Here is a 22,106-nt window from a genome sequence, read left to right on the forward strand (position 1 = left end):
TTCCGGCCTCTGCCGCGTTATGCTGGCCGTCATGAACATCGCTCTTCCCGCCTCCACCGGCCGGACCTTCACCGGCCACACCGCCTGTCCCCACGACTGCCCTTCGACCTGCGCGCTCGACGTCGAGGTCGCGGACGGACGGATTGGCCGCCTGCGCGGCGCGCGGGACAACGACTACACGGCCGGCGTCATCTGCGCGAAGGTCGCGCGCTATGCCGAGCGCATCCACCATCCCGCCCGCCTCCTGACGCCCCGCCAGCGCACGGGCGCCAAGGGATCGGGCTCCTGGCGCGAGATCGGCTGGGACGACGCGCTGGATCTCGTGGCGGAGGCCTTCGTCAAGGCCGAGGCTCGGTACGGCTCGGAGGCCGTCTGGCCCTACTACTACGCAGGCACGATGGGCCTCGTGCAGCGCGACGGCATCAACCGGCTGCGCCATGCCAAGCGCTATTCCAACCAGTTCGATTCCATCTGCACCAACATGGCCTGGACCGGCTGGCATGTCGGCGCGGGGCGTCTCTCCGGCGTCGATCCGCGCGAGATGGCGGAGGCCGACTGCGTCGTCATCTGGGGCACGAACGCCGTGGCGACGCAGGTCAACGTGATGACCCATGCGACGCGCGCCCGAAAGGAGCGGGGCGCGACGATCGTCGTCATCGACATCTACGACAATGCCACGATGAAACAGGCCGACACCGCCCTGAAGCTGCGGCCGGGCTCGGATGGGGCGCTGGCCGCTGCGCTGATGCACTGCGCCTTTCGCGACGGGACGGCCGACCGCGCCTACATGGCCGAGTTCACTGACGATCCGGCCGGGCTCGAAGCCCATCTCGCCACCCGAACGCCGGGCTGGGCCGCCGGCATCACCGGCCTCTCCGTCGCCGAGATCGAGGCCTTCGCCGCGCTGATCGGCCGGACGCCCCGCACCTTCTTCCGCCTCGGCTACGGCTTCACCCGCCAGCGCAACGGTGCCGCCTCCATGCACGCGGCGCTCTCCGTCCCCGCCGTCTACGGGCACTGGCGCCACAGAGGCGGGGGCGCGTTCCACACCAATTCCGACATTTTCGGCCTCGACAAGCAACTCATCATGGGCACGGCGAGCCGTGATCCCGCCATCCGCCATCTCGACCAGTCGCGCATCGGTCCGGTTCTGACAGGCGATCCCGCCGCGCTGCAGGGCGGCCCGCCCGTCCTCGCCATGCTGGTGCAGAACACCAACCCCGCCAATGTCGCGCCGGAGCAGCGGCTGGTGCGGGACGGGCTGGCGCGCGAGGACCTCTTCGTCGCCGTCCACGAGCATTTCATGACGGACACGGCCGAGCTTGCCGATCTCGTCCTGCCCGCGACCATGTTCATGGAACATGACGACATCTATCGCGGCGGCGGCCAGAGCCACATCCTGCTCGGGCCGAAGCTGGTGGAGGCGCCCTCGACAGTGCGCTCGAACCACGTCGTCGTCGAGGAGCTGGCCAAGCGGCTCGGCGTGGCCGACCGTCCGGGCTTCGGCCTGACGGAGCGTGACCTCATCGAGGACCTGCTCGCCCGCTCCGGGCGCGGGACGCTGGCCGATCTGGAAGCCGGCCGCTGGCTCGACGTCCAGCCGAGCTTCGAGGACGCCCATTTCCTCAAGGGCTTCGGCTGGAAGGACGGTCGCTACCGCTTCCGCGCGGACTGGCTGAACCTCTCCGCTCCGAACACGCCCCCGGCCTCGATGGGCGGAACGCAGGGGCCTGCGGCGTCGCTGCCGGTCTTTCCCGACCACGCGGCGCTCGACGAGCCGACCAATGCCGAGCACCCGTTCCGCCTCGCGACCTCGCCGGCGCGGCAGTTCCTGAACTCGAGCTTCGCCGAGACCGAAGGCTCCACCTCGCGCGAGCGGCGGCCGGAGCTGATGATCCATGCCGAGGATGCGGACCGGCTGGGGCTTGCCGACGACGCTCTCGTCGAGATCGGCAACCGCCGCGGCTCGCTGCGACTGCCCGTCCGGGTGTCCGATACGGTCCGCCCCGGCTTCGTGCTCCACGAAGGCCTCTGGCCGAACTCGGCCTTCGCCGGCGGGGAGGGGATCAACACGCTGATCGGTGCGGATTCGGTGGCGCCGGCGGGCGGCGTCGCCTTCCACGACGCGACGGTCTGGGTGCGGCCTGTGTGAACCCGAAGTCGCCCGCCGGAAGGGCCATCGAGCAAGCGCCTTTCAGAAGGCACGTTCTTCGCCCCTGCGGGGAGAAGATGCCGGCAGGCAGATGAGGGGTATGCCGGCGGTGGCTTGAAGGGCGGTTGCGTCGAACGCGGCAGCTTTCGGTCCCGGTCTCAACGGGACTGTCGGCGGGCCGCCCCTCATCCCCCTGCCGGGACCTTCTCCCCGGAGGGGAGAAGAAGCTGCCCTCCACCGGTTGCTGCCGGAAAGCAGCTCGCTTTCAGTCCAGCTCCACGATCGCCACGCGCCGGTCGCGGAAGCAGAGCGCAGCCTTGCCGTCGAGCAGTTCCAGCGCCCGGTTGCCGAAGATTTCGCGCCGCCAGCCGGACAGGGCGGGAATGTCCGCCGAGGCGCCCTTGGCGGCCAGCTGTTCCAGATCGTCCGTGGAAGCCAGCATCTTGCCGGCGACGCCCTTTTCCTCGACGACGATCTTCAGGAGAACCTTGAGGAACTCGACCGCGGCGGCGGTGCCTTCGGGCATCTGGGTCTGCTTGGGCAGGGGCGGGAGGTCCGCCTTCGGGATGGCCAGCGCCCGCTCCACCGCGGCCAGGATCTGGATGCCGATGGCCGAGCGCTCGAAGCCCTTGGGGATCGCGCGCATGCGGCTGAGCGCCTGCTCGTCGCGCGGCGCCTGCTGGGCCAGCTCGTAGATCGCGTCGTCCTTGAGGATGCGTCCGCGCGGCAGGTCGCGGGCGCGCGCCTCGCGCTCGCGCCAGGCGGCGACCTCCTTCAGGATCGCCAGCTCGATCGGCTTGCGCACCCGGAGCTTCAGCCGCTTCCAGGCGTCGTCGGGATGAAGGTCGTAGGTCTCGGGATTGGAGAGCACGGCCATTTCCTCGTCCAGCCAGCGCTCGCGGCCCTCGCGCTCGATCCGCTCGTTCAGAACCTTGTAGACGTCGCAGAGATAGGTGACGTCGGCCAGCGCGTAGACGAGCTGCTGCTCCGAGAGCGGGCGGCGGCGCCAGTCGGTGAAGCGCGAGGTCTTGTCGATGCGCCCGTCCGTCGTGCGCGACACCAGCTGGTCGTAGGCGATCGATTCGCCGAACCCGCAGACCATGGCGGCGATCTGCGTATCGTAGAGGGGCGCGGGAATGAGCCCGCCGAGCTTGTAGACGATCTCCAGATCCTGCCGCGCGGCATGGAAGACCTTCAGCACCGCCGGATCGCGCATCAGCTCGAAGAACGGAGCGAGATCGATGCCCGGCGCCAGCGGATCGACGAGCACGGCCAAATCGTCCGAGGCCATCTGCACGAGGCAGAGTTCGGGCCAGAACGTCGTCTCGCGGATGAACTCGGTGTCGACGGTGACGAAGGGCGACTTGGCGAGGATGCGGCAGGCCTCTGCGAGGCCGTCGGTCGTGGTGATAGGCTCCATGGCCGTTTCATAGCCGAATTGCGGCAAAAGGCGAACCCTCGCCGCGCGAGAAGCGGCGCATCCCGGCGCGCGGCCTGTGCAGGCCCGCGCGAACAGCGGAAATCTTGACAGGGGCGGGTTCGCATGCGCTTTTCCCGCGACCTTCGCGGCGCCCCATGTGCCGCGAAGCCGCGCTCCATTGCACGAATGCTCCCTTGCAGGACGGCGGCCGGGATCGCGGATCGGACGAACAGCCGGAAAGACCAAGCCATGCATCGCTACCGCAGCCACAATTGTGCGGCCCTGCGCCGGGAGAATGTCGGGCAGACCGTGCGCCTCTCCGGCTGGGCCCATCGCGTTCGCGACCATGGCGGCCTGCTCTTCATCGATCTGCGCGACCATTACGGCCTGACGCAGATCGTCGTCGATCCCGATTCGCCCGCCTTCAAGACCGCCGAGACGATCCGCGCGGAATGGGTGGTGACGGTGACGGGCACGGTCAAGGCGCGCAGCCCGGAGACGACCAACGCCAAGCTGCCGACGGGCGAGGTCGAGCTTTTCGCCGAAGAGATCGAGGTTCTCTCGGCGTCGCGCGAGCTGCCGCTGCCGGTCTTCGGCGAGCCGGACTATCCGGAGGACGTGCGCCTCAAGTACCGCTTCATCGATCTGCGCCGCGAGACGCTGCACAAGAACATCGTGCGCCGCACGCAGATCATCGCGGCCATGCGCCGGCGCATGGGCGAGGCGGCCTTCACCGAGTTCTCGACGCCGATCCTGACCGCCTCCTCGCCGGAGGGCGCGCGCGACTTCCTCGTGCCGTCCCGCATCCATCAGGGCACCTTCTACGCGCTGCCGCAGGCCCCGCAGCAGTACAAGCAGCTGATCATGATGTCGGGCTTCGACCGCTACTTCCAGATCGCGCCCTGCTTCCGCGACGAGGACCCGCGCGCCGACCGCCTGCCCGGCGAGTTCTACCAGCTCGACGTCGAGATGAGCTTCGTCGAGCAGGAGGACATCTTCCAGACGATGGAGCCGGTGATCCGGGGCATCTTCGAGGATTTCGCGGACGGCAAGCCCGTCACGCAGACCTTCGCGCGCATCCCCTATGCCGAGTCGATCCGCAAATACGGCTCGGACAAGCCGGACCTGCGCAACCCGATCGAAATGTCGGCCGTCACCGAGAGCTTCGCCGGCTCCGGCTTCAAGGTCTTCGCGAACATGATCGCGGGCGACCCCGAGGTCGAGGTCTGGGCGATCCCGGCCAAGACCGGCGGAAGCCGCGCCTTCTGCGACCGCATGAACTCGTGGGCGCAGGGGCAGGGCCAGCCCGGCCTCGGCTACATCTTCTGGCGCGAGGAAGCCGGTGCGATCGAGGGCGCCGGCCCGCTTGCCAAGAACATCGGCCCCGAGCGCACCGAGGCTCTGCGCCAGCAGCTCGGCCTCGGCGCGGGCGACGCCTGCTTCTTCGTCGCGGGCAAGCCGAAGACCTTCGCGGCCTTCGCGGGTCTCGCGCGCACGCAGGTCGGCGAGGAACTGAATCTGGTCGATCGCGACCAGTTCAAGCTCGCCTGGATCATCGACTTCCCCTTCTACGAATGGGACGAGGACAACAAGAAGGTCGATTTCGCCCACAACCCCTTCTCCATGCCGCAGGGCGGGATGGAGGCGCTGGAGGGCCAGGACCCGCTGACGATCAAGGCGTTCCAGTACGACATCGTCTGCAACGGCTTCGAGATCGCGTCCGGCGGCATCCGCAACCAGCTGCCCGAGACGATGGTGAAGGCCTTCGAGATCGCCGGCCACAGCCGCGCCGATGTCGAGGAGCGCTTCGGCGGCCTCTACCGCGCTTTCCAGTACGGGGCCCCGCCGCATGGCGGCATGGCGGCCGGCGTCGACCGCATCGTGATGCTGCTCTGCGGCGTCAAGAACCTGCGCGAGATCACCATGTTCCCGATGAACCAGCAGGCCTACGACCTCCTGATGAGCGCCCCCGCCGCGGCGACGCCGACCCAGCTCCGCGAACTCGGCCTGCGCGTCGCGCCGCAGCCCGCGAAGGCCTGAATCTACTGAGGGCGGGGCGGCTTCCTCGGAGGCCGTCCCGCCTGCATCCATCAGCCGCGCGGCAGGTAGGCCGCGTCGAAGAAGGCGAGTTCCAACGCCACGGCGCGACGGAAGAAGTCCCGCGCGATTTCCGCCTCCGCCGGCCCGACGCGGTCGAGTTCGGCGCGCAGGAACGCCACGAGTTCGCGAAACTCGGCATTGTCGTGGAGCGTGACCCACTCGGCATGGACGAAGCTTTCCGGCAGGGGGCGCGGCGCGCGCGAGGCCCAGTCGAGATAGCTCCATTCCGCGACGCCGAGCACGGCCAGCGCCGCCGCATAGGACCGCGTCGCCGCCGCTTCGCGCATCAGCGCCTTGAAGCCGGCGGTCGGCGCGCTGTCCGGCGTCTCCCGCTGTTCGGCTTCGCCCACCCCGAGCGCCTCGAATGCGCGCAGGAAATAGGTGTTCTCCTCGCCGCAGACCACGCCGACGAAGCGGCCGAGATGGAGACGCGCGGCGAAATCGTCGGACGTGGCGATGGCCGCGCCCAGGAGCGCGAGAAAGCTGTCGAGAAAGCGATAGTCCTGGATCAGGTAGGTCGCCATCACGCTGTTCGAGATGCTGCCGTCGTAGATTTCCCGCACGAAGCGGTGCTCGACGGTCCGCGACCACGCTTCCTGGTTGTCCGCTTGCAGCGACGCGCTGAACGACATTTCCGGCTCCTTCACATCCAGGCTGAACCCCTCGCGGCCGCTATCCGTAGCCGGCGATGGTTCGGTGCCTCTACCGTGCGGAGGCGGCTCGATCAATCGCCGTCGGCAAAGGCGAACTCTCCCGCCGCATCCCAGGGACCGCCGCGATAGCGCCAGAGGAGCAGGCCCGTCGCCGTCGCCTCGAAGGGCCGGAACGCCGTGTCGAGCTCGGCGAAGAGCGCCTTGGCCGTCGGTGCCGGCGCCTTGTTCTGGATGGTGATGTGCGGCCGGAACGCCTGAGCGTCCTGCGGGGTCAGTCGGTCGCGCCAGGATGCGGCGAGATCGGCGCGAAGGCCGGAGAGTTCGGCGCTCTCGACGACATAGGCGGACCCGTAGCCGAGGAAGCGCAGGCCCGTGATGGCGAGCGGCAGGCGCGGGGTGGCCACCGCCACCTCCTTCAGACGGGCCGCGATCTCGGGTTCCGCTTCGCCGGGCAGATGGTGGAAAAGCGTCAGATGCGCCGGGATGTGATTGCGCGCCTTGGGGAAATGACGTCGGCGCAGACCGTCGAAGAGGGCGAAGCTTTCGGCGTCGAAGCGAAGGGTTAGAATGAGGGGTGCAAGCTCGGTCATGCCCCTCAAACGCGAACGCCGCCGCAAGGTCCCCTGCGGCGGCGTTTCGTCTCGGCAGCGGCCGGCGGTCTTACTGGGCGGTTTCGCCCTCGTCGCCGTCTTCCACGTCGTTCGCGGTGACGGAGAGATGGAGCACGCTCGGCAAGGTCTGCGGCGCGCCCATGGCCGCGCCCATGATCTGCGTCGCGGGGATCGGAGCATCCGGCTCGATCGCCACCGTCAGCGACTGCGGGTCCTTGAGGAAGGTCTCGACGGCGGTCGAAACCTCCGTCTGGAACTCCGGGTTCTGAAGGGATGCGAGCATGCCGCCGACCTGACCGACGATGCCGGCGATCAGCGCCTCACGCGTCGTTCCAGCCTGCTTGGCCTGATAGTCCAGCATCTTGTTGGCGAAGGAATCGTCGCTGTAGCTGACCACGGTCGAGGCGAGGCTGAGCTGCGACAGGAGACCGAACACGGCCATGCCGCCATTGCCGTCGGGATTGGCCGCCATCTGCTTCTGCACCTCGCGCATGGAGGCGATGAAGGCGGGCGTGTAGCCGTTCACCTGATAGGAGACGTCGAGAGCGCCGACATTCTCGAAGGAGATGTTGAGGGGATCGAGGGACAGCTCGCCGCTCGTCGGGTTCCAGGCCGCCGAGACGGACCCGGTGCCGCTGAGCTGAGGATAGCCGAAATCGACGATCGCCTTGGTCGTCTCGTTCTGCTCGCCCTTGGTGAAGTCCGCCTTGATCGAGCCGACTTCCGCCTCGGTCGTCAGACCACCGCCATCGGCCGCCGTGTTGACGAGGGAGGCGTCGGCGATCTCGACCATCTTGGCGCCGCCTTCCTCGACCGTCACGCCGGCGAGCTTGGCGCTGTCGAAGTAGAAGTCGGACTGGCCGGGCAGGGTGGAGGCGCCCGCCGTGCCCGCGACCTTGAAGCCCGTGACCTCGGCGCCGCTCACCGTCACGGTCTTGGCGCCGTCCTTCTTGACGATGTCGGCGACGGGAATGCGCGCGACCGTCCAGCCTTCGGCGTCCGATCCGGTGACGCCCTCGAAGGTTACGTCGGTCGGCGCGGAGGCGTTCGCGCCCTCGCCGATCGTCACGCCCTTCAGGACGACGTTGTCGCCGCTCTCCTCGGCGCCGGCAAAGCTCATCGGCAGCCCCTGCGCGGTCGAAAGCACCTTCAGCCGGTTAGCGAAGGCCTGCGCGTCGGCAGCCAGCGCGGAGGTCGAGCCGAGCATCAGAAGGGCGAGTCCGGCGAGAATGCGCTTGGACGGAACGGTCATGGAAATTCCTCTCGTGAAATCGTTGCGGATGGTCTGATGGGCGAACTGAGGCAAGAGGAAGGCGTCCGCCTGCGGCGAGGGGGCCGCAAACGACGCCTTCCCCGGGCATTCCCACCGGCCCCGCCGGTTGGCTCGCCCAGATGATAGGGCCCCCTGATCGATCGTCCCGTCCGCGTCAAGCTTTGCCGAGCCGTGGGCTTAACGAAGCCTTCGCATCCGCGTGAAATTCATCTTTGGATAAGGATGTTCCGGTCTTGTTCACCGTGAAGGCATCGAATAAGAGACCGACATGGGCAAGCCAAGCGACCCGCCGGCCGATGGCGGGGATATCGAACCGGTCGATCTGAGGGCCGCGCTCGAAGAGCGCTACCTCGCCTATGCGCTATCGACGATCATGGGCCGCGCCCTGCCGGATGTGCGCGACGGGCTGAAGCCGGTGCACCGGCGGATCGTCCACGCCATGCGCGTGCTGAAGCTCGATCCCGGGCAGGGCTACAAGAAATCCGCCCGCATCGTCGGCGACGTGATGGGCAAGTTCCATCCGCACGGCGACGCCTCGATCTACGACGCGCTCGTGCGTCTCAGCCAGGACTTCGCGATCCGCTATCCGCTGATCGACGGCCAGGGCAATTTCGGCAATGTGGACGGCGATAGCGCGGCCGCCATGCGCTACACCGAAGCGCGGATGACCGACGTCGCGACGCTGCTCCTGCGCGGCATCGACGAGGATGCGGTCGATTTCCGCCCGACCTACAACGAGGAGGACCAGGAACCGGTCGTCCTGCCCGGCGCCTTTCCCAATCTCCTCGCCAACGGCTCGTCCGGCATCGCCGTCGGCATGGCGACCTCCATTCCGCCGCACAATGCGGCCGAGCTTTGCGACGCCGCGCTGAAGCTGATCGAGGCGCCGGAGACGGAGGTGGACGGGCTCCTGCGCTTCGTGCAGGGGCCGGACTTCCCGACCGGCGGCATCGTGATCGACAGCCAGGCCGCCATCCGCGAATCCTACGCGACCGGCCGCGGCTCGTTCCGCGTCCGGGCCCGCTGGGCGAAAGAGGATCTGGGGCGCGGCGGCTGGGTCGTCGTCGTGACGGAGATCCCTTACCTCGTCCAGAAATCACGCCTGATCGAGAAGATCGCCGATCTCCTGACGGCCAAGAAGCTGCCGCTTCTGGCCGACGTCCGCGACGAATCGGCGGAGGACGTGCGCGTCGTCTTCGAGCCCAAGAGCCGGACGATCGACCCCGAGATCCTGATGGAATCGCTCTTCCGGCTGACCGAGCTGGAAAGCCGCATTCCGCTGAACATGAACGTCCTCTCCGGCGGTCGCGTGCCGAAGGTGATGAACCTCAAGGAGGTGCTCGCCGAATGGCTGGAGCACCAGCGCGACGTGCTCCTGCGCCGTGCGCGCTTCCGGCTGGCGGCGATCGAGCGGCGGCTGGAGATCCTGGCCGGCTACCTCGTCGCCTTCCTGAACCTCGACGAGGTCATTCGGATCATCCGCTACGAGGACGAGCCGAAGGCCGAGCTGATCCGGACCTTCGAGCTCACCGACGTCCAGGCCGAAGCCATTCTCAACATGCGTCTGCGCTCGCTGCGCAAGCTCGAAGAGTTCGAGCTGAAGCGCGAGTTCGACCAGCTGAGCGAGGAGAAGGCCGAGAAGGAAGCGCTGCTCGCTTCCGAGCCTCTGCAATGGAAGGCGATCGACGCCGAGGTTCGCGCGGTTCGCGAGGCCTTCTCCAAGAAGACCAAGCTCGGCAAGCGCCGCACGACCTTCGCCGATGCGCCTCAGCGCCAGTCCGTCGATATCGACGCGCTTCTGATCGAGCGCGAGCCGGTGACGGTGGTCCTGTCGAAGAAGGGCTTCCTGCGCGGCATGCGCGGCCATCTCACCGATCTCTCCGCGCTGACCTTCAAGGAAGGCGACCAGCTCAAATTCGCCTTCACGGCGATGACGACGGACAAGATCATCTTCCTCTCGACCGATGGGCGCGCCTTCACCATGGGGGCGGACAAGCTGGCGGGCGGGCGCGGGCAGGGGGAGCCGATCCGCCTCGCCTTCGAGCTGGAGGACGCCGCGGACATCGCGCTCGGCTTCGTCGCGGTTCCCAAGCAGCGCCGCCTCCTGATCTCCTCGGACGGCTACGGCTTCCTGGTCGACGAGAGCGAGATGATCTCGGGCACGCGGCGCGGCAAGCAGCTGATGAACGTCGCCGACGGGGTTCATCTGGCGGCGGCTGTCCTCGCCACGGGCGACAATGTCGCCATCGTCGGCGAGAACCGGAAGATGCTGATCTTCCCGCTGATCCAGGTGCCCGACATGGCGCGCGGCAAGGGCGTTCGCCTCCAGCGCTACAAGGATGGCGGCTTCTCCGACGCGAAGGTCTTCACGCTGGCCGAAGGTCTGGGCTGGCAGGGCGCAGGCGGGCGCAGCTTCCAGCGCACGGCGGACGAGCTCTTCGAATGGCGCGGCGACCGAAGCCAGTCCGGCCGGATCGTGCCGAACGGTTTTCCGAAGTCCAACCGCTTCGGGTAGGCGGGGACGCTTCTCGGTTCATCGCGGTCGGATCAGTCCGGCCCGGTCTCCACGAAGCGCTCCCAGCCTTTCGGCTGCAGGTGCTCCTGCGGCTGGAAGCGGATCTTGTAGTCCATCTTCCGCGAGCCCTTCACCCAATAGCCGAGATAGAGATAGGGCAGGCCGAGCTTCTTGGTTCGCTCGATATGGTCGAGGATCATGTAGGTGCCGAGGCTGCGGTCCTGCTCGGCGGGATCGAAGAAGGAATAGACCATCGACATCCCGTCGCCCATCACGTCGCTGAGCGCGGCGGCGATGAGCGGGCCGTCGGAACTGGCGAGAAAGCGCGAGTCGGGGCCGCGTTTGCGATACTGGATCACCCGCGTGTCGACCTGGCTGTCCTCCACCATCATCGCATAGTCGAGCACCGACATTTCCGACATCCCGCCGCGCGCATGCCGCCCGTCGAGATAGCGCCGGAAGAGCGAATACTGCTCCGCCGACGGCTCGGGATCACCGATGCGGCCGATGATGTCGCGATTGTTCTGAAGGATGCGGCGCATGGAGCGCGTCGGCTGGAACTCGTCGACGAGGATGCGCACCGAGATGCAGGCCCGGCAGCGTTCGCAGGCGGGTCGATAGGCGATGTTCTGCGAGCGTCGGAAGCCACCCTGGCTCAGGAGATCGAGAAGCTCGGGCGCGCGCTCGCCGATGAGGTGGGTGAAGACCTTCCGCTCGAACTCGCCCGAGAGATAGGGGCAGGGAGAGGGCGAGGTGAGGAAGAATTGCGGGGTCTGCGGATGGACCGTCATGCAAGCGGAAACCTATGATTCCATCCGACGTCGGCGATCGGCTTGCCGAAGGATAACCACAACCGCCGTCACATGAAAACCGGCGGGTGCGAGCGATCGCAAGATCGCCTGCACCCGCCGGCAAAGGATCAGCGGCGCACGACGACCGTGCCGAGGAGAAGGTCCTGCACGAGCTGCTTGCGCGGCGTGAAGAGGCCGACGAGGAGGATCGCGGGCGTCAGAACCGCGTTCGCCGCCCAGAAGACGACGCCGTGCAGGATCGCCAGAACGGGATCGACGAGGGCCCCGTCCAGCCGCTCGATTCGAAGACCGAGAAGCCGCATGCCGGGCGTCGCCTGCGAGGTCCCGCCCATGGTGAGGCCGATATAAGGCACGGCGATCAGCGGAAAGAGCATGGCGTAGAGCATCCAGCCGAGGCCGAAGGTCACGATGCCGAGGAAGAAGATCATCACCGAGACGGGAATCATCAGCAGCGCGACGATCGAATAGTCGATCAGGAAGGCGACCATCCGCCGCGTCCTGACACCATCGTAGAGGCGCCCGTCGTCGAGCGGCCGGCGTTCGAAGGAAGAGGAGTAGGTCATTGCGGTCCCGAATGGAGAGGAGGGGCCGGCCATCGCCGGCGGTCGTCCTTCAGATGGGAAGCGGCGGCGCGCCCTGCAATCTCCGGTCTAGCCGTCGAGCCCGAGCATCTTGCGCGCGGCGCGCGGCGCGAAATAGGTGAGGATGCCGGCGGCGCCCGCGCGCTTGAAGGCGCCGAGACTTTCCATCATCGCCCGCTCGCCGTCGATCCAGCCGTTCTGCGCGGCGGCTTCGATGACCGCGTATTCGCCCGAGGTCTGATAGGCGAAGGTCGGCACGGCCAGCTCGCGCGACAGGCGCGAGACGATGTCGAGATAGGGCAGGCCGGGCTTCACCATGATCATGTCGGCCCCTTCCGAAATGTCCTGCGCGGCTTCCCGCAGGGCCTCTTCGCTGTTGCCGTAGTCCATCTGATAGGTGCGCTTGTCGCCCTTCAGCAGCCCGCCCGAGCCCACCGCGTCGCGGAAGGGGCCGTAGAAGGCCGAGGCGTATTTGGCCGAATAGGACATGATCATCGCGTCGCGCAGCCCCTCCGCGTCGAGCGCTCCGCGGATGCAGGCGACGCGGCCGTCCATCATGTCGGACGGGCCGAGAATGTCGCAGCCCGCGCGCGCCTGGACGAGCGCCTGCTCGCAGAGCACCTCGACGGAGGCGTCGTTGTCGATGCGGTCGCCCCGCAGGATGCCGTCATGGCCGTGGCTCGTATAGGGATCGAGGGCGACGTCGCAGAGAATGCCGACCTCCGGCACCGCCGCCTTGATGGCGCGCGTCGCCGTGCAGACGAGATTGTCCGGGTTCAGCGCCTCGCGGCCCGTCTCGTCGCGGAGCGCTGGCGTCGTGAACGGAAAGAGCGCAACGACTGGAATGCCGAGGTCGCGCGCCTCGCGGGCGGCCGCCACCGCGCTCGCCACGGACCGGCGGAAGACGCCGGGCATGGAGGCGACCGGCTCGTCCGCGCCTTCGCCATCGCGCACGAAGATCGGCCAAATGAGATCGGCGGGCGTCAGAACGGTCTCGCGCACGAGCCGCCGCACCCAGTCGTTCTGTCGAAGCCGTCGCATGCGCACGCCTCCGGTGATGGAATCGATGCGGTCGCTGATATGGCTTGCCATGGCGTCTCGTCCTGTGGCCGGTGGCGGGGAACGCGCTCGAACCTTCGTGGGAGCATCGATCGTGCGAGGGTCTAGACCATGCCGAGGCGACCCCGCAACGGGTGGAGGCCGGCTTTCCCGATCGCCGCCGGCGGCCCGCGCCGCTCCGCGATTGACGGACCGGCCCGGCGACTTTAGCTCTGCCCCGCTCGGCGGTCCCCGCCGAGGCGGGCAGCAGGCGGTTCCGTGCCCTGCGGCCGAATGCGTCCGGCTCGTCCTTTCCGGCCAATGATGGGCAGACCTTCGATGACGGCTCTTCCTCCCACGATCACCGAACGCGCGGCGAGCGACCGGGCGAAGGACGAGCGCGCCGAACGCCTGAACCGGCTTCTCACCGTCGTGCTCTGCCGTGTCGCGGGCTTTCTGATGTTCTGCCTCGGCACGCTTTACTGGATACGGATCGTCGGCGTGCACGAGGGCGCGCTCTGGCGCTTCGATCTGATGCCGACCGCCTGGAAGGTCGCCGCCGCGTCACTGGCCGTCCTCTACCCGGTCGCCGGGGTCGGTCTCTGGATGACGGTGTCCTGGGGCGCCGTGATCTGGGCGCTGATCGTCATCGGCGAGGCGCTGATGCATGTCGGACTGCCCGAGATCTTCGGCGAGGCGGACGTGCTTCTGACCGCGAACGTGGTGGGATTCCTCCTCCTCCTCGTGTTGCGTCTCGTCGGCTGGTGGGAGGGCCGCCGACGCCTGTCCAGGAGCATGCGCCCGCTTCTCGACAATAAGACTTAAAAGATTCCACGCGAACGCATAACCCATTAAGCAAGTCGGCCGAAGGCACATTGGTCATAGGCTGTTAAGCTTGGGTTTTAAGTCGAATTTTATGCCGCGCCGCTAGTGTCGGGATCAAGATGGAGCCAAGTCGAGAGCATCCGTCGCTAGCAACAGCGGAGCCTATAGTATGAAGAACCAGATGAAGACCGACGTTGTTGCGCTGGCCGAGCCGAAGCAGGAACTGAAGGCGCTTTATATGGAGACCCTCCAGCTCGTCGAACGCCTGCACCGCCGCCTGCTCGACGTCGTCAAGGACGAGTTCGACCGCGCCGGCCGGACCGACATCAACGCCGTCCAGGCGCTGCTCCTCTTCAACATCGGCGACAGCGTCCTGACCGCCGGCGAGCTGCGCACTCGCGGCTTCTATCTCGGCTCCAACGTTTCCTACAATCTGAAGAAGCTGGTCGATCTCGGCTTCATCGACCACAAGCGCTCGCGCGTCGACCGCCGCGCCGTCCGCGTTCAGCTGACGCCGGCCGGCATGGAAATCGCCGCCAAGGTCGCCGACCTCTACGATCGCCACATCGGCTCGATCGACAAGGTGGGCGGGCTCGACGAGCAGGAGTTCCAGAAGCTGAACAAGGCCATGCAGCGCCTCGACCGGTTCTGGAACGACCAGATCCAGTATCGCCTCTGATCGTCATCGACGTCGGTATCTCGAAAAGGCCTCGCGCTCCTGGAAATGGGACGCGAGGCCTTTGCGTGTCAGGAGGGCGGAATTCGGCCGGACCTGCCCAGAGTTCGGGCCAGGGTCCACGCTTTGGCCATATTACCGTGGATTCAAGACCATAAGCACGCATGTCTGGCAAAGCACCGCCGAAGGGCAGCGTTTTCCTTTCGTTTACCACGGGGCCTCATAACGGACCGCTGGTGAACGAGAATTCTGCGAGGGTCGAGATGAACGAAGGCACCAAGGGGTCCGACAAGGGCACGATGTCGCGGCGCAAGCTTCTGGCGGGCGCTGCCGCTGCCGGCGCTGCCCTTCTGCCCGGCGCCGCCTTTGCGCAGTCGGCGCTGAGCGATCTCCTGGCCGCGCCGACGCGCGGCAACTGGGACGATCAGTTCGACACGCGCGGCTCCAGCGGCGGCACGGCCAAGGTTAGCTCCAACCAGCCCGTGTTCTCGCCCAATACCATCACCTCGATGCAGCAGGCGATGGGCAACTATCAGCAGATCGTCGGCATGGGCGGCTGGCCGCAGGTGCCCGAGGTCGGCAAGCTGCAGCTCGGCGTTCAGAACGCGGCCGTCTCCACCTTGCGCCAACGCCTGATGGTCTCGGGCGATCTGTCCCAGTCCGCCGGCCTCTCGCCCGCCTTCGACAGCTATGTCGACGCCGCGACGAAGCGCTTCCAGACCCGTCACGGCCTGCCCGACGACGGCGTGATCTCGACCTATACCTACAAGGCGCTGAACGTGCCTGCCGATATCCGGCTCGGCCAGCTCCAGACCAACATCGTCCGCCTCCAGTCCATGTCGGGCTTCCTGGGCGAGCGCTTCGTGATGGTCAACGTGCCGGCCGCGGCGATCGAGGCCGTCGAGGGCGGCCGGGTCGTGCAGCGTCACACGGCTGTCGTCGGCAAGATCGACCGCCAGACGCCGATCCTCAATTCCAAGATCACGAACCTCAATCTCAATCCCTACTGGCATGCGCCGGAATCGATCGTCCGCAAGGACATCATTCCGCTCATGCAGAAGGACCCGACCTACCTCACGAAGAACGACATCAAGATCTTCGCGCCCGACGGCACCGAGATCCCGCCGCAGTCGATCAACTGGAACACGGACGAGGCAGCCCGCTACCTCTTTCGCCAGGAGCCCGGCAAGAACAACGCGATGAGCTCGGTGAAGATCAATTTCCCGAACACGCATGCGACCTACATGCACGACACGCCGCAGCAGAGCCTCTTCTCCAAGCTGATGCGTTTCGAGTCCTCGGGCTGCGTACGCGTCCAGAACGTCCGGGATCTCGTCGTCTGGCTCGCCCGCGACGAGCCGGGCTGGGACCGTCAGTCGATCGAGCGCGTGATCGCCACGCGCAAGCGCCAGGACATCAACCTGAAGAACCCGGTGCCGGTCTACTTCACCTATATCTCGGCCTGGGCGACCGATCCGAACGTCGTGCAGTTCCGCGACGACATCTACCACCGCGACGGAGCCGAGCAGCTCGCGATGAACGATCTCCAGGCCGTCGCCTATTCCGGCAACGAGCAGGTTCTGACGCAGGCGGCCGATCAGGCCTACTGATCGTCCGAGGGTCGCACTGAAAAGAAGCCGAGGGCGCAAAGCGCTCTCGGCTTCGTCGTTTTCCAACGATGATTGGCGGACGGCCAACGACATGGTATCGGCCACCGTCGCCAGCCGGCACCCCAGCGGGCATCAGGGCGGCACGAAACGGAGAGAACCGATGTCCGAAGCGCAGCGCGCCGAGTCCCCGTCCGATTTCGCCACCTTCTTCGAAGACGGTATCGCCGACAGCGATCCCGCGCTCTTCGATGCGATGAAAGGCGAGCTGCATCGCCAGCAGCACGAGATCGAGCTGATCGCCTCGGAAAACATCGTCTCCCGCGCCGTTCTCGAGGCGCAGGGCTCCGTCCTCACCAACAAATATGCGGAAGGGTATCCGGGCCGCCGCTATTATGGCGGCTGCGAATATGTCGACATCGTCGAGGAGCTCGCCATCGAGCGCGCCAAGCAGCTCTTCGGCTGCAGCTTCGCCAACGTGCAGGCCAATTCCGGCAGCCAGGCGAATCAGGCCGTGCTCCTGGCGCTCTCCAAGCCGGGCGAGACGCTGCTCGGCATGAGCCTCGATGCCGGCGGCCATCTGACGCACGGCGCCAAGCCGAACCTTTCCGGCAAGTGGTTCAACGCGGTCCAGTACGGCCTCGACCTCGAGACCGGCCTCATCGACTACGATCAAGTCGAGGCTCTGGCAAACGAACACAAGCCGGCGATCCTGATCGCGGGCGGCTCGGCGTATTCGCGCATCATCGATTTCGCCCGCATGCGCGCCATCGCGGATTCGGTCGGCGCCATTCTCTGGGTGGACATGGCCCATTTCGCCGGTCTCGTCGCCGGCGGCGCGCATCCGAGCCCGTTCCCCCACGCCCATGTCGCGACCTCCACGACCCACAAGACGTTGCGCGGCCCGCGCGGCGGTCTCGTGGTGACGAACGACGAGGCGATCGCCAAGAAGATCAACTCCGCGATCTTCCCCGGCCTTCAGGGCGGCCCCCTCATGCACGTCATCGCCGGCAAGGCCGCGGCCTTCGGCGAGGCGCTGCGCCCGTCCTACAAGTCCTACATCGCCTCGGTCGTCTCGAACGCCAAGGTCCTGGCCGAGACGGTTCGCGAGGGCGGCTTCGACATCGTCTCCGGCGGCACCGACACGCATCTGATGCTGGTCGATCTTCGGCCGAAGAACCTCACCGGCAAGGCCTCCGAGGTCGCGCTCGGCCGCGCCGCGATCACCTGCAACAAGAACGGCGTTCCGAACGACCCGGAAAAGCCGACGGTCACCTCCGGCATTCGCCTGGGCACGCCGGCCGCTACCACGCGCGGCTTCGGCAATGCCGAATTCCGCGAGGTCGGCAAGCTGATCGTGGAGGTTCTGGACGGGTTGAAGGCCGCCAATTCCGACGAGGGCAACGCCGCGACGGAAGCCCGCGTCAAGGAGAAGGTCGAGGCCCTGACCGCTCGCTTCCCGATCTATACCGGCCTCGGCTGAGAGCGGGACGAGAGCGAGGCGCGACCGGCATGCGCTGCCCCTACTGCGCCTCGCAGGACAGTCAGGTGAAGGATTCGCGTCCGGCGGAGGATGGCGCCGCCATCCGCCGCCGCCGAGTCTGCCCCGATTGCGGCGGCCGCTTCACGACCTTCGAGCGCGTGCAGCTGCGCGAGCTGCAGGTCCTCAAGAAGTCCGGCCGCCGCGTTCCCTTCGATCGCGACAAGCTCGCGCGCTCCGTCCAGGTCGCGCTGCGCAAGCGGCCGGTGGAGGCCGACCGCGTCGAGCGGATGATCTCGGGCATCGTCCGCCAGCTGGAATCGACCGGCGAGAGCGAGATCACCTCGGACCAGATCGGCCTTCTCGTGATGGAGGCCCTGCGGGGCCTCGACGAGATAGCCTATGTGCGCTTTGCCTCCGTCTATCGCGATTTCCGCGAGGCGAGGGATTTCGCGGCCGTGCTCGGCGAGCTCGAAGACGCGCGCTCCGACGGCGAGCCGGCGGACGACCCGCGGGAGCCCTGAACGATGAGCACGGATGAGCGCGTAGAGATCGATCGCCGTTTCATGGCGGCGGCGATCCGCCTGTCCGAGCGCAACACCGGCCTGACCGGCACCAATCCGTCCGTCGCGACGCTGCTGGTGCGCGACGACGGCGCGGGCCCCGTGATCGTCGGCCGTGGCATCACGGCGCCGGGCGGCCGCCCGCATGCCGAGACGGAGGCGCTGGCCGAAGCCGGGGCGCTCGCCGTCGGCGCCACCGCCTATGTCACGCTGGAGCCCTGCGCCCATCACGGCCGTACGCCGCCTTGCGCCGAAGCGCTGGTGACGGCGCGGATCGGCCGTGCCGTCTCGGCCTCGGGCGATCCCGACGACCGGGTGGACGGGCGCGGCCATTCGATCCTGCGCAAGGCCGGCATCGCGCTGACGACGCGCGTTCTGGCGCCCGAGGCCGCGCGCGCCATGTCGGGCTATCTGATGCGCAGCACGGCGCGGCGTCCGGAGGTGACGCTGAAGCTCGCCATCTCCCGCGACGGGTGCATCGGCAGAGCCGGGGAGGGACAGGTCGCCATTACCGGGCCGGTCGCCAACCGGCAGACGCATCTCCTGCGCGCGCGCTCGGACGCGATCCTCGTCGGCGTCGGCACGCTGAAGGCCGACGATCCGCAGCTCACCTGCCGCCTGCCGGGCCTTGAGGCCCGCTCGCCGCTGCGCATCGTTCTGGACGCCCGGCTGGAGGCACCCCTGACGGCAGGCGTCGTCGCCACCGCGCGCCATGTGCCGACCGCCTTCGCCGTCATCGGCGACCGGCCCGGCGCGGGGCGCTTTCGCGAGGCCGGCTGCGAGATCATCGCCTGCGAGACCGATCCCGGAAGCGGGCGCATCGCGCTGCCGGAGCTTCTGGAGGATCTGGCGGCGCGCGGCATCGCGACGGTCCTCGTGGAGGGCGGCGCGACCGTCGCGCGGCAGTTCCTCGCCGAAGACCTCGTCGATCGGCTGATCCTCGTGGAGGGCGAGGGCGAGATCGGCGCGGGGGGGCTTGCATCTCCGATCGATCCGCACGACGTGCCACAGCGCTTCGCGAGGACGCGGACATCCCGCTTCGGCCGGGATCGCTGGACCGAATACGACCGGCGCCCCGGCGCCTGAGGATCACCGACCATGTTCACGGGTATCGTCACCGACATCGGCCGCATCGCCAGCACCGAGGCCCTCGACCAGGGACGACGCTTTCGCGTCGAGACCGTCTACGATCCCGCCGGCATCTCGCTCGGCGCTTCCATCGCCTGCTCGGGCGTCTGCCTCACCGTGACCGCGCTGCCGGGCGAGGGCTCCAACGAGCGCTGGTTCGAGGTCGAGGCCTGGGAGGAGGCGCTGCGCCTGACCACGGCCGGCGCCTGGGGGCAGGGCACCCGCATCAACCTGGAACGGGCGCTGAAGGTCGGCGACGAGCTCGGCGGCCACCTCGTGTCCGGTCATGTCGATGGCATCGCCGAGATCGTGGAGGTGACGGAAGAGGGCGAGGCCGTCCGCTTTCGCCTGAAGGTCGCGCCCGAGCACAAGCGCTACATCGCCCGCAAGGGTTCGGTCTGTCTCGACGGAACCTCGCTGACGGTCAACGGCGTCGCCGACGACGTCTTCGACGTTCTCCTGATCCGTCATTCCCTGGCGGTGACGACCTGGGGCGAGCGGCGCGCCGGGGACCGCGTCAACCTGGAAATCGACCAGATCGCGCGCTATGCCGAGCGCCTCTTCGCGCCGGACGCGGGCTGACCGTCCCGGCCCGCGCATCGCTTTCCTGCGGAAGCGAGATACCGCGCGGGTCCGACATGCTCTATAGGGTCGCTCCAACCCCGCCGACGATCGACGCTTCGAAAGTTCACCTATGTCCAATCCCCATATCCTCATCGTCGAAGCCCGCTTCTACGATCACATCGCCGATGCCCTTCTCGTCGGCGCCAAGGCCGCGCTGGAAAAGGCGGGCGCGACCTTCGACGTCGTGACCGTGCCGGGCGCGCTGGAGATTCCGGCGACGATCAGCTTCGCGCTGGCGGCCGAGGATGCCGGTGGCGTGTCCTATGACGGCTATGTCGCGCTCGGCTGCGTCATCCGGGGCGAGACCTATCATTTCGACATCGTCGCCAACGAATCCTGCCGCGCCCTCATGGACATGTCGATCAACGACGGCATTGCCGTCGGCAACGGCATCCTGACGGTGGAGAACGAGGAGCAGGCGCTCGAGCGCGCGCTCGTCGATCGCAAGAACAAGGGCGGCGGCGCGGCCGACACGGCCCTCCACATGGTCGCGCTCCGCGAAAAGCTGGGGGCCTGAGCCCCATGTCAGACGCGGCCCCCAAACCCATCCGGCACGCGAACAAGCGCGGCGCAGCGCGGCTCGCCGCCGTGCAGGCGCTCTATCAGATGGATGTCGGCGGAACCGGCCTTCTCGAGACGGTCGCCGAATACGAGTCCTTCCGCCTCGGGCAGGAGGTCGACGGCGAGACCTACCGCGAGGCCGATGCCGCCTGGTTCCGCGACATCGTCTCCGGCGTCGTGCGCGGCCAGACCGCGATCGATCCGCTGATCCACACCTCGCTGACGCCCGACTGGCCGCTGGCGCGCCTCGACACGACGCTGCGCGCCATCCTTCGCGCCGGCACCTACGAGATCACCGCGCGCAAGGACGTTCCGGTCGCCGTCATCATCGTGGAATATGTCGATATCGCCAAGGCTTTCTATGCCGAGGACGAGCCGCGGCTCGTCAACGCGGTCCTCGACCGCGTCTCGCGGCGCGTGCGGGGCGAGGGGCGGGGGACGAGCTGACCGCTTCGGCCGCGGCCGCCTCGATCTTTCCCGCGACCATGCCCATGCCTGACTGACGGCGATGGCCGCCGGTATTCCTCCTTTCCCTCGCGAGCCCTTCGATGCCGGATGATTGGATGGCCGGGCTCTCCGGCCAGGGCCTCGCCTTCGTCGTTCTCGCCGCTTTCCTGGCCGGGTCGGCGCGTGGCTTTTCCGGCTTTGGCGCCGCCCTCATCTTCATCCCGCTGGCGAGCGCGGTGGTCGGCCCGAAGCTCGCCTCCGCGACGCTCCTCGTCGTCGACGCCATCCTGACCCTCGGCATGCTCCCGGCCGCGTTTCGCCTGGCCGATCGCCGGGAGGTCGCGACCATGGCGCTCGGCGCCGTGGTCGGCGTGCCGCTCGGCACTCTGGCTCTCGCCGTCGTCGATCCCGTTCTGCTGCGATGGGCGATCTGCAGCCTTGCCTTCCTTCTTCTCCTCTTCCTTATCAGCGGCTGGCGCTATCTCGGCCGCCCGCACACGGCGCTGACCGTCGGCGTCGGCGGTATCGCGGGCGTCTTTTCCGGCGCGGCGCAGCTCGGCGGATCGCCGGTCGTCGCCTATTGGCTGAGCGGCTCCAGCGCCGGCGCGAGGGTCCGTGCAAACGTCATCGCCTATTTCGCCGTCTCCACCGTCATCTCGATCGCGAGCTACCTCGTCGGCGGCCTCTTCGAGGCGCGCGTCTTTCTTCTTTGCGCGCTCGCCGCGCCGACCTATGCGATCGGCCTGAGGCTCGGCTCGACGCTTCACCGCACGACCGACGAGCGCCATTTCCGGCGCGTCTGCTTCGTGTTGATCGGCGCCTCGGCCGTCGCGGGTCTTCCACTCTTCGACGGTCTCTGGCGCTCCTGAGCCTCTCAGTCCGTCCGCCGTCGGATCGCGGCCCCTTCGCCGCAATGCCTGCGGTCGCTTGACGCGCCATGACCCTCCTATAACGTCCCCCTGTCCGAAGCGGCCGGCAAGAGTCGCGTGAGGGCCAAGGCTTTTCGAAGAAGAGCGGCCGGCAAAGTCCGGTCTGGGGGG

20 protein-coding genes are annotated in these 22,106 nt (G+C 67.6%); 13 read left to right on the forward strand and 7 right to left on the reverse strand.

Features of this window, described 5'->3' with window-relative positions:
- Positions 1–31 precede the first annotated feature (31 nt).
- A complete protein-coding gene (locus ASG62_RS21990; protein WP_056690809.1) occupies positions 32–2,152 on the forward strand; it encodes a molybdopterin-dependent oxidoreductase in 2,121 nt (706 codons plus the stop codon).
- 265 nt (positions 2,153–2,417) lie between these two features.
- Here ASG62_RS21990 and rnd read toward each other — a convergent pair whose 3' ends face one another.
- On the reverse strand, positions 2,418–3,572 hold the full coding sequence (gene rnd / locus ASG62_RS21995; protein WP_056690810.1) for a ribonuclease D: 1,155 nt from the start codon (positions 3,570–3,572) through the stop codon (positions 2,418–2,420).
- A gap of 249 nt (positions 3,573–3,821) precedes the next feature.
- Here rnd and aspS point away from each other — a divergent pair, with 249 nt between their 5' ends.
- Positions 3,822–5,612: an aspartate--tRNA ligase gene (gene aspS / locus ASG62_RS22000; protein WP_056690444.1), complete on the forward strand. Its 1,791-nt coding sequence runs from the start codon at positions 3,822–3,824 to the stop codon at positions 5,610–5,612.
- A 50-nt stretch (positions 5,613–5,662) separates the two neighbouring features.
- Here the strand turns inward: aspS and ASG62_RS22005 are convergent, their stop codons facing one another.
- The 3 genes from ASG62_RS22005 to ASG62_RS22015 all read right to left on the reverse strand — a co-directional run bounded on the left by ASG62_RS22005 (position 5,663) and on the right by ASG62_RS22015 (position 8,188).
- Positions 5,663–6,304 carry a TenA family protein gene (locus ASG62_RS22005; RefSeq protein ID WP_056690448.1) on the reverse strand — a complete coding sequence of 214 codons (642 nt, stop codon included), beginning with the start codon at positions 6,302–6,304 and terminating at the stop codon, positions 5,663–5,665.
- Between the two features lie 92 nt (positions 6,305–6,396).
- A complete protein-coding gene (locus ASG62_RS22010) occupies positions 6,397–6,915 on the reverse strand; it encodes a 2'-5' RNA ligase family protein (protein WP_056690450.1) in 519 nt (172 codons plus the stop codon).
- Between the two features lie 70 nt (positions 6,916–6,985).
- Entirely contained in the window at positions 6,986–8,188 is a 1,203-nt protein-coding gene (locus tag ASG62_RS22015; RefSeq protein WP_056690452.1) for a hypothetical protein, read from the reverse strand.
- Between the two features lie 289 nt (positions 8,189–8,477).
- Between ASG62_RS22015 and parC the strand changes: the two genes are divergently transcribed.
- Positions 8,478–10,724 carry a DNA topoisomerase IV subunit A gene (gene parC / locus ASG62_RS22020; protein WP_056690454.1) on the forward strand — a complete coding sequence of 749 codons (2,247 nt, stop codon included), beginning with the start codon at positions 8,478–8,480 and terminating at the stop codon, positions 10,722–10,724.
- 32 nt (positions 10,725–10,756) lie between these two features.
- On the opposite strand, the gene ASG62_RS22025 is transcribed toward parC, so the two are convergent.
- From ASG62_RS22025 to hemB, 3 genes are all read right to left on the reverse strand, one after another.
- A complete protein-coding gene (locus tag ASG62_RS22025; RefSeq protein WP_056690457.1) occupies positions 10,757–11,515 on the reverse strand; it encodes an arginyltransferase in 759 nt (252 codons plus the stop codon).
- A 128-nt stretch (positions 11,516–11,643) separates the two neighbouring features.
- Positions 11,644–12,099 (reverse strand): RDD family protein, encoded by a 456-nt coding sequence (locus ASG62_RS22030; RefSeq protein WP_056690461.1) that lies wholly within the window; start codon positions 12,097–12,099, stop codon positions 11,644–11,646.
- 87 nt (positions 12,100–12,186) lie between these two features.
- Complete coding sequence (gene hemB / locus ASG62_RS22035; protein ID WP_056690464.1) at positions 12,187–13,209, reverse strand: porphobilinogen synthase; 1,023 nt, start codon at positions 13,207–13,209, stop codon at positions 12,187–12,189.
- A 285-nt stretch (positions 13,210–13,494) separates the two neighbouring features.
- Between hemB and ASG62_RS22040 the strand changes: the two genes are divergently transcribed.
- The 10 genes from ASG62_RS22040 (at position 13,495) to ASG62_RS22085 (ending at position 21,935) form a co-directional block, all read left to right on the forward strand.
- On the forward strand, positions 13,495–13,980 hold the full coding sequence (locus ASG62_RS22040; RefSeq protein ID WP_056690468.1) for a DUF6163 family protein: 486 nt from the start codon (positions 13,495–13,497) through the stop codon (positions 13,978–13,980).
- A 181-nt stretch (positions 13,981–14,161) separates the two neighbouring features.
- The gene (gene ldtR, locus ASG62_RS22045; protein WP_244487471.1) at positions 14,162–14,659 is read left to right on the forward strand and encodes a transcriptional regulator LdtR; all 498 of its coding nucleotides are present in this window, start codon (positions 14,162–14,164) and stop codon (positions 14,657–14,659) included.
- 296 nt (positions 14,660–14,955) lie between these two features.
- On the forward strand, positions 14,956–16,266 hold the full coding sequence (locus tag ASG62_RS22050; RefSeq protein WP_056690811.1) for a L,D-transpeptidase family protein: 1,311 nt from the start codon (positions 14,956–14,958) through the stop codon (positions 16,264–16,266).
- Positions 16,267–16,426: 160 nt separating this feature from the next.
- Complete coding sequence (gene glyA, locus ASG62_RS22055) at positions 16,427–17,746, forward strand: serine hydroxymethyltransferase (protein ID WP_056690473.1); 1,320 nt, start codon at positions 16,427–16,429, stop codon at positions 17,744–17,746.
- A 29-nt stretch (positions 17,747–17,775) separates the two neighbouring features.
- Complete coding sequence (gene nrdR / locus ASG62_RS22060) at positions 17,776–18,267, forward strand: transcriptional regulator NrdR (RefSeq protein ID WP_056690477.1); 492 nt, start codon at positions 17,776–17,778, stop codon at positions 18,265–18,267.
- Positions 18,268–18,270: 3 nt separating this feature from the next.
- Positions 18,271–19,392, forward strand: coding sequence for a bifunctional diaminohydroxyphosphoribosylaminopyrimidine deaminase/5-amino-6-(5-phosphoribosylamino)uracil reductase RibD (ribD, locus tag ASG62_RS22065; RefSeq protein WP_056690480.1), 1,122 nt, complete (start codon positions 18,271–18,273; stop codon positions 19,390–19,392).
- 12 nt (positions 19,393–19,404) lie between these two features.
- Positions 19,405–20,016, forward strand: coding sequence for a riboflavin synthase (locus ASG62_RS22070; RefSeq protein WP_056690483.1), 612 nt, complete (start codon positions 19,405–19,407; stop codon positions 20,014–20,016).
- Positions 20,017–20,128: 112 nt separating this feature from the next.
- A complete protein-coding gene (locus tag ASG62_RS22075; protein ID WP_056690486.1) occupies positions 20,129–20,575 on the forward strand; it encodes a 6,7-dimethyl-8-ribityllumazine synthase in 447 nt (148 codons plus the stop codon).
- Positions 20,576–20,580: 5 nt separating this feature from the next.
- A complete protein-coding gene (nusB, locus tag ASG62_RS22080; protein WP_056690488.1) occupies positions 20,581–21,066 on the forward strand; it encodes a transcription antitermination factor NusB in 486 nt (161 codons plus the stop codon).
- 116 nt (positions 21,067–21,182) lie between these two features.
- Positions 21,183–21,935: a sulfite exporter TauE/SafE family protein gene (locus ASG62_RS22085; RefSeq protein ID WP_244487472.1), complete on the forward strand. Its 753-nt coding sequence runs from the start codon at positions 21,183–21,185 to the stop codon at positions 21,933–21,935.
- Positions 21,936–22,106: the final 171 nt, after the last annotated feature.

Origin of the sequence: Aureimonas sp. Leaf427 (genome assembly GCF_001425485.1) — a bacterium.
Taxonomy (GTDB): domain Bacteria; phylum Pseudomonadota; class Alphaproteobacteria; order Rhizobiales; family Rhizobiaceae; genus Plantimonas.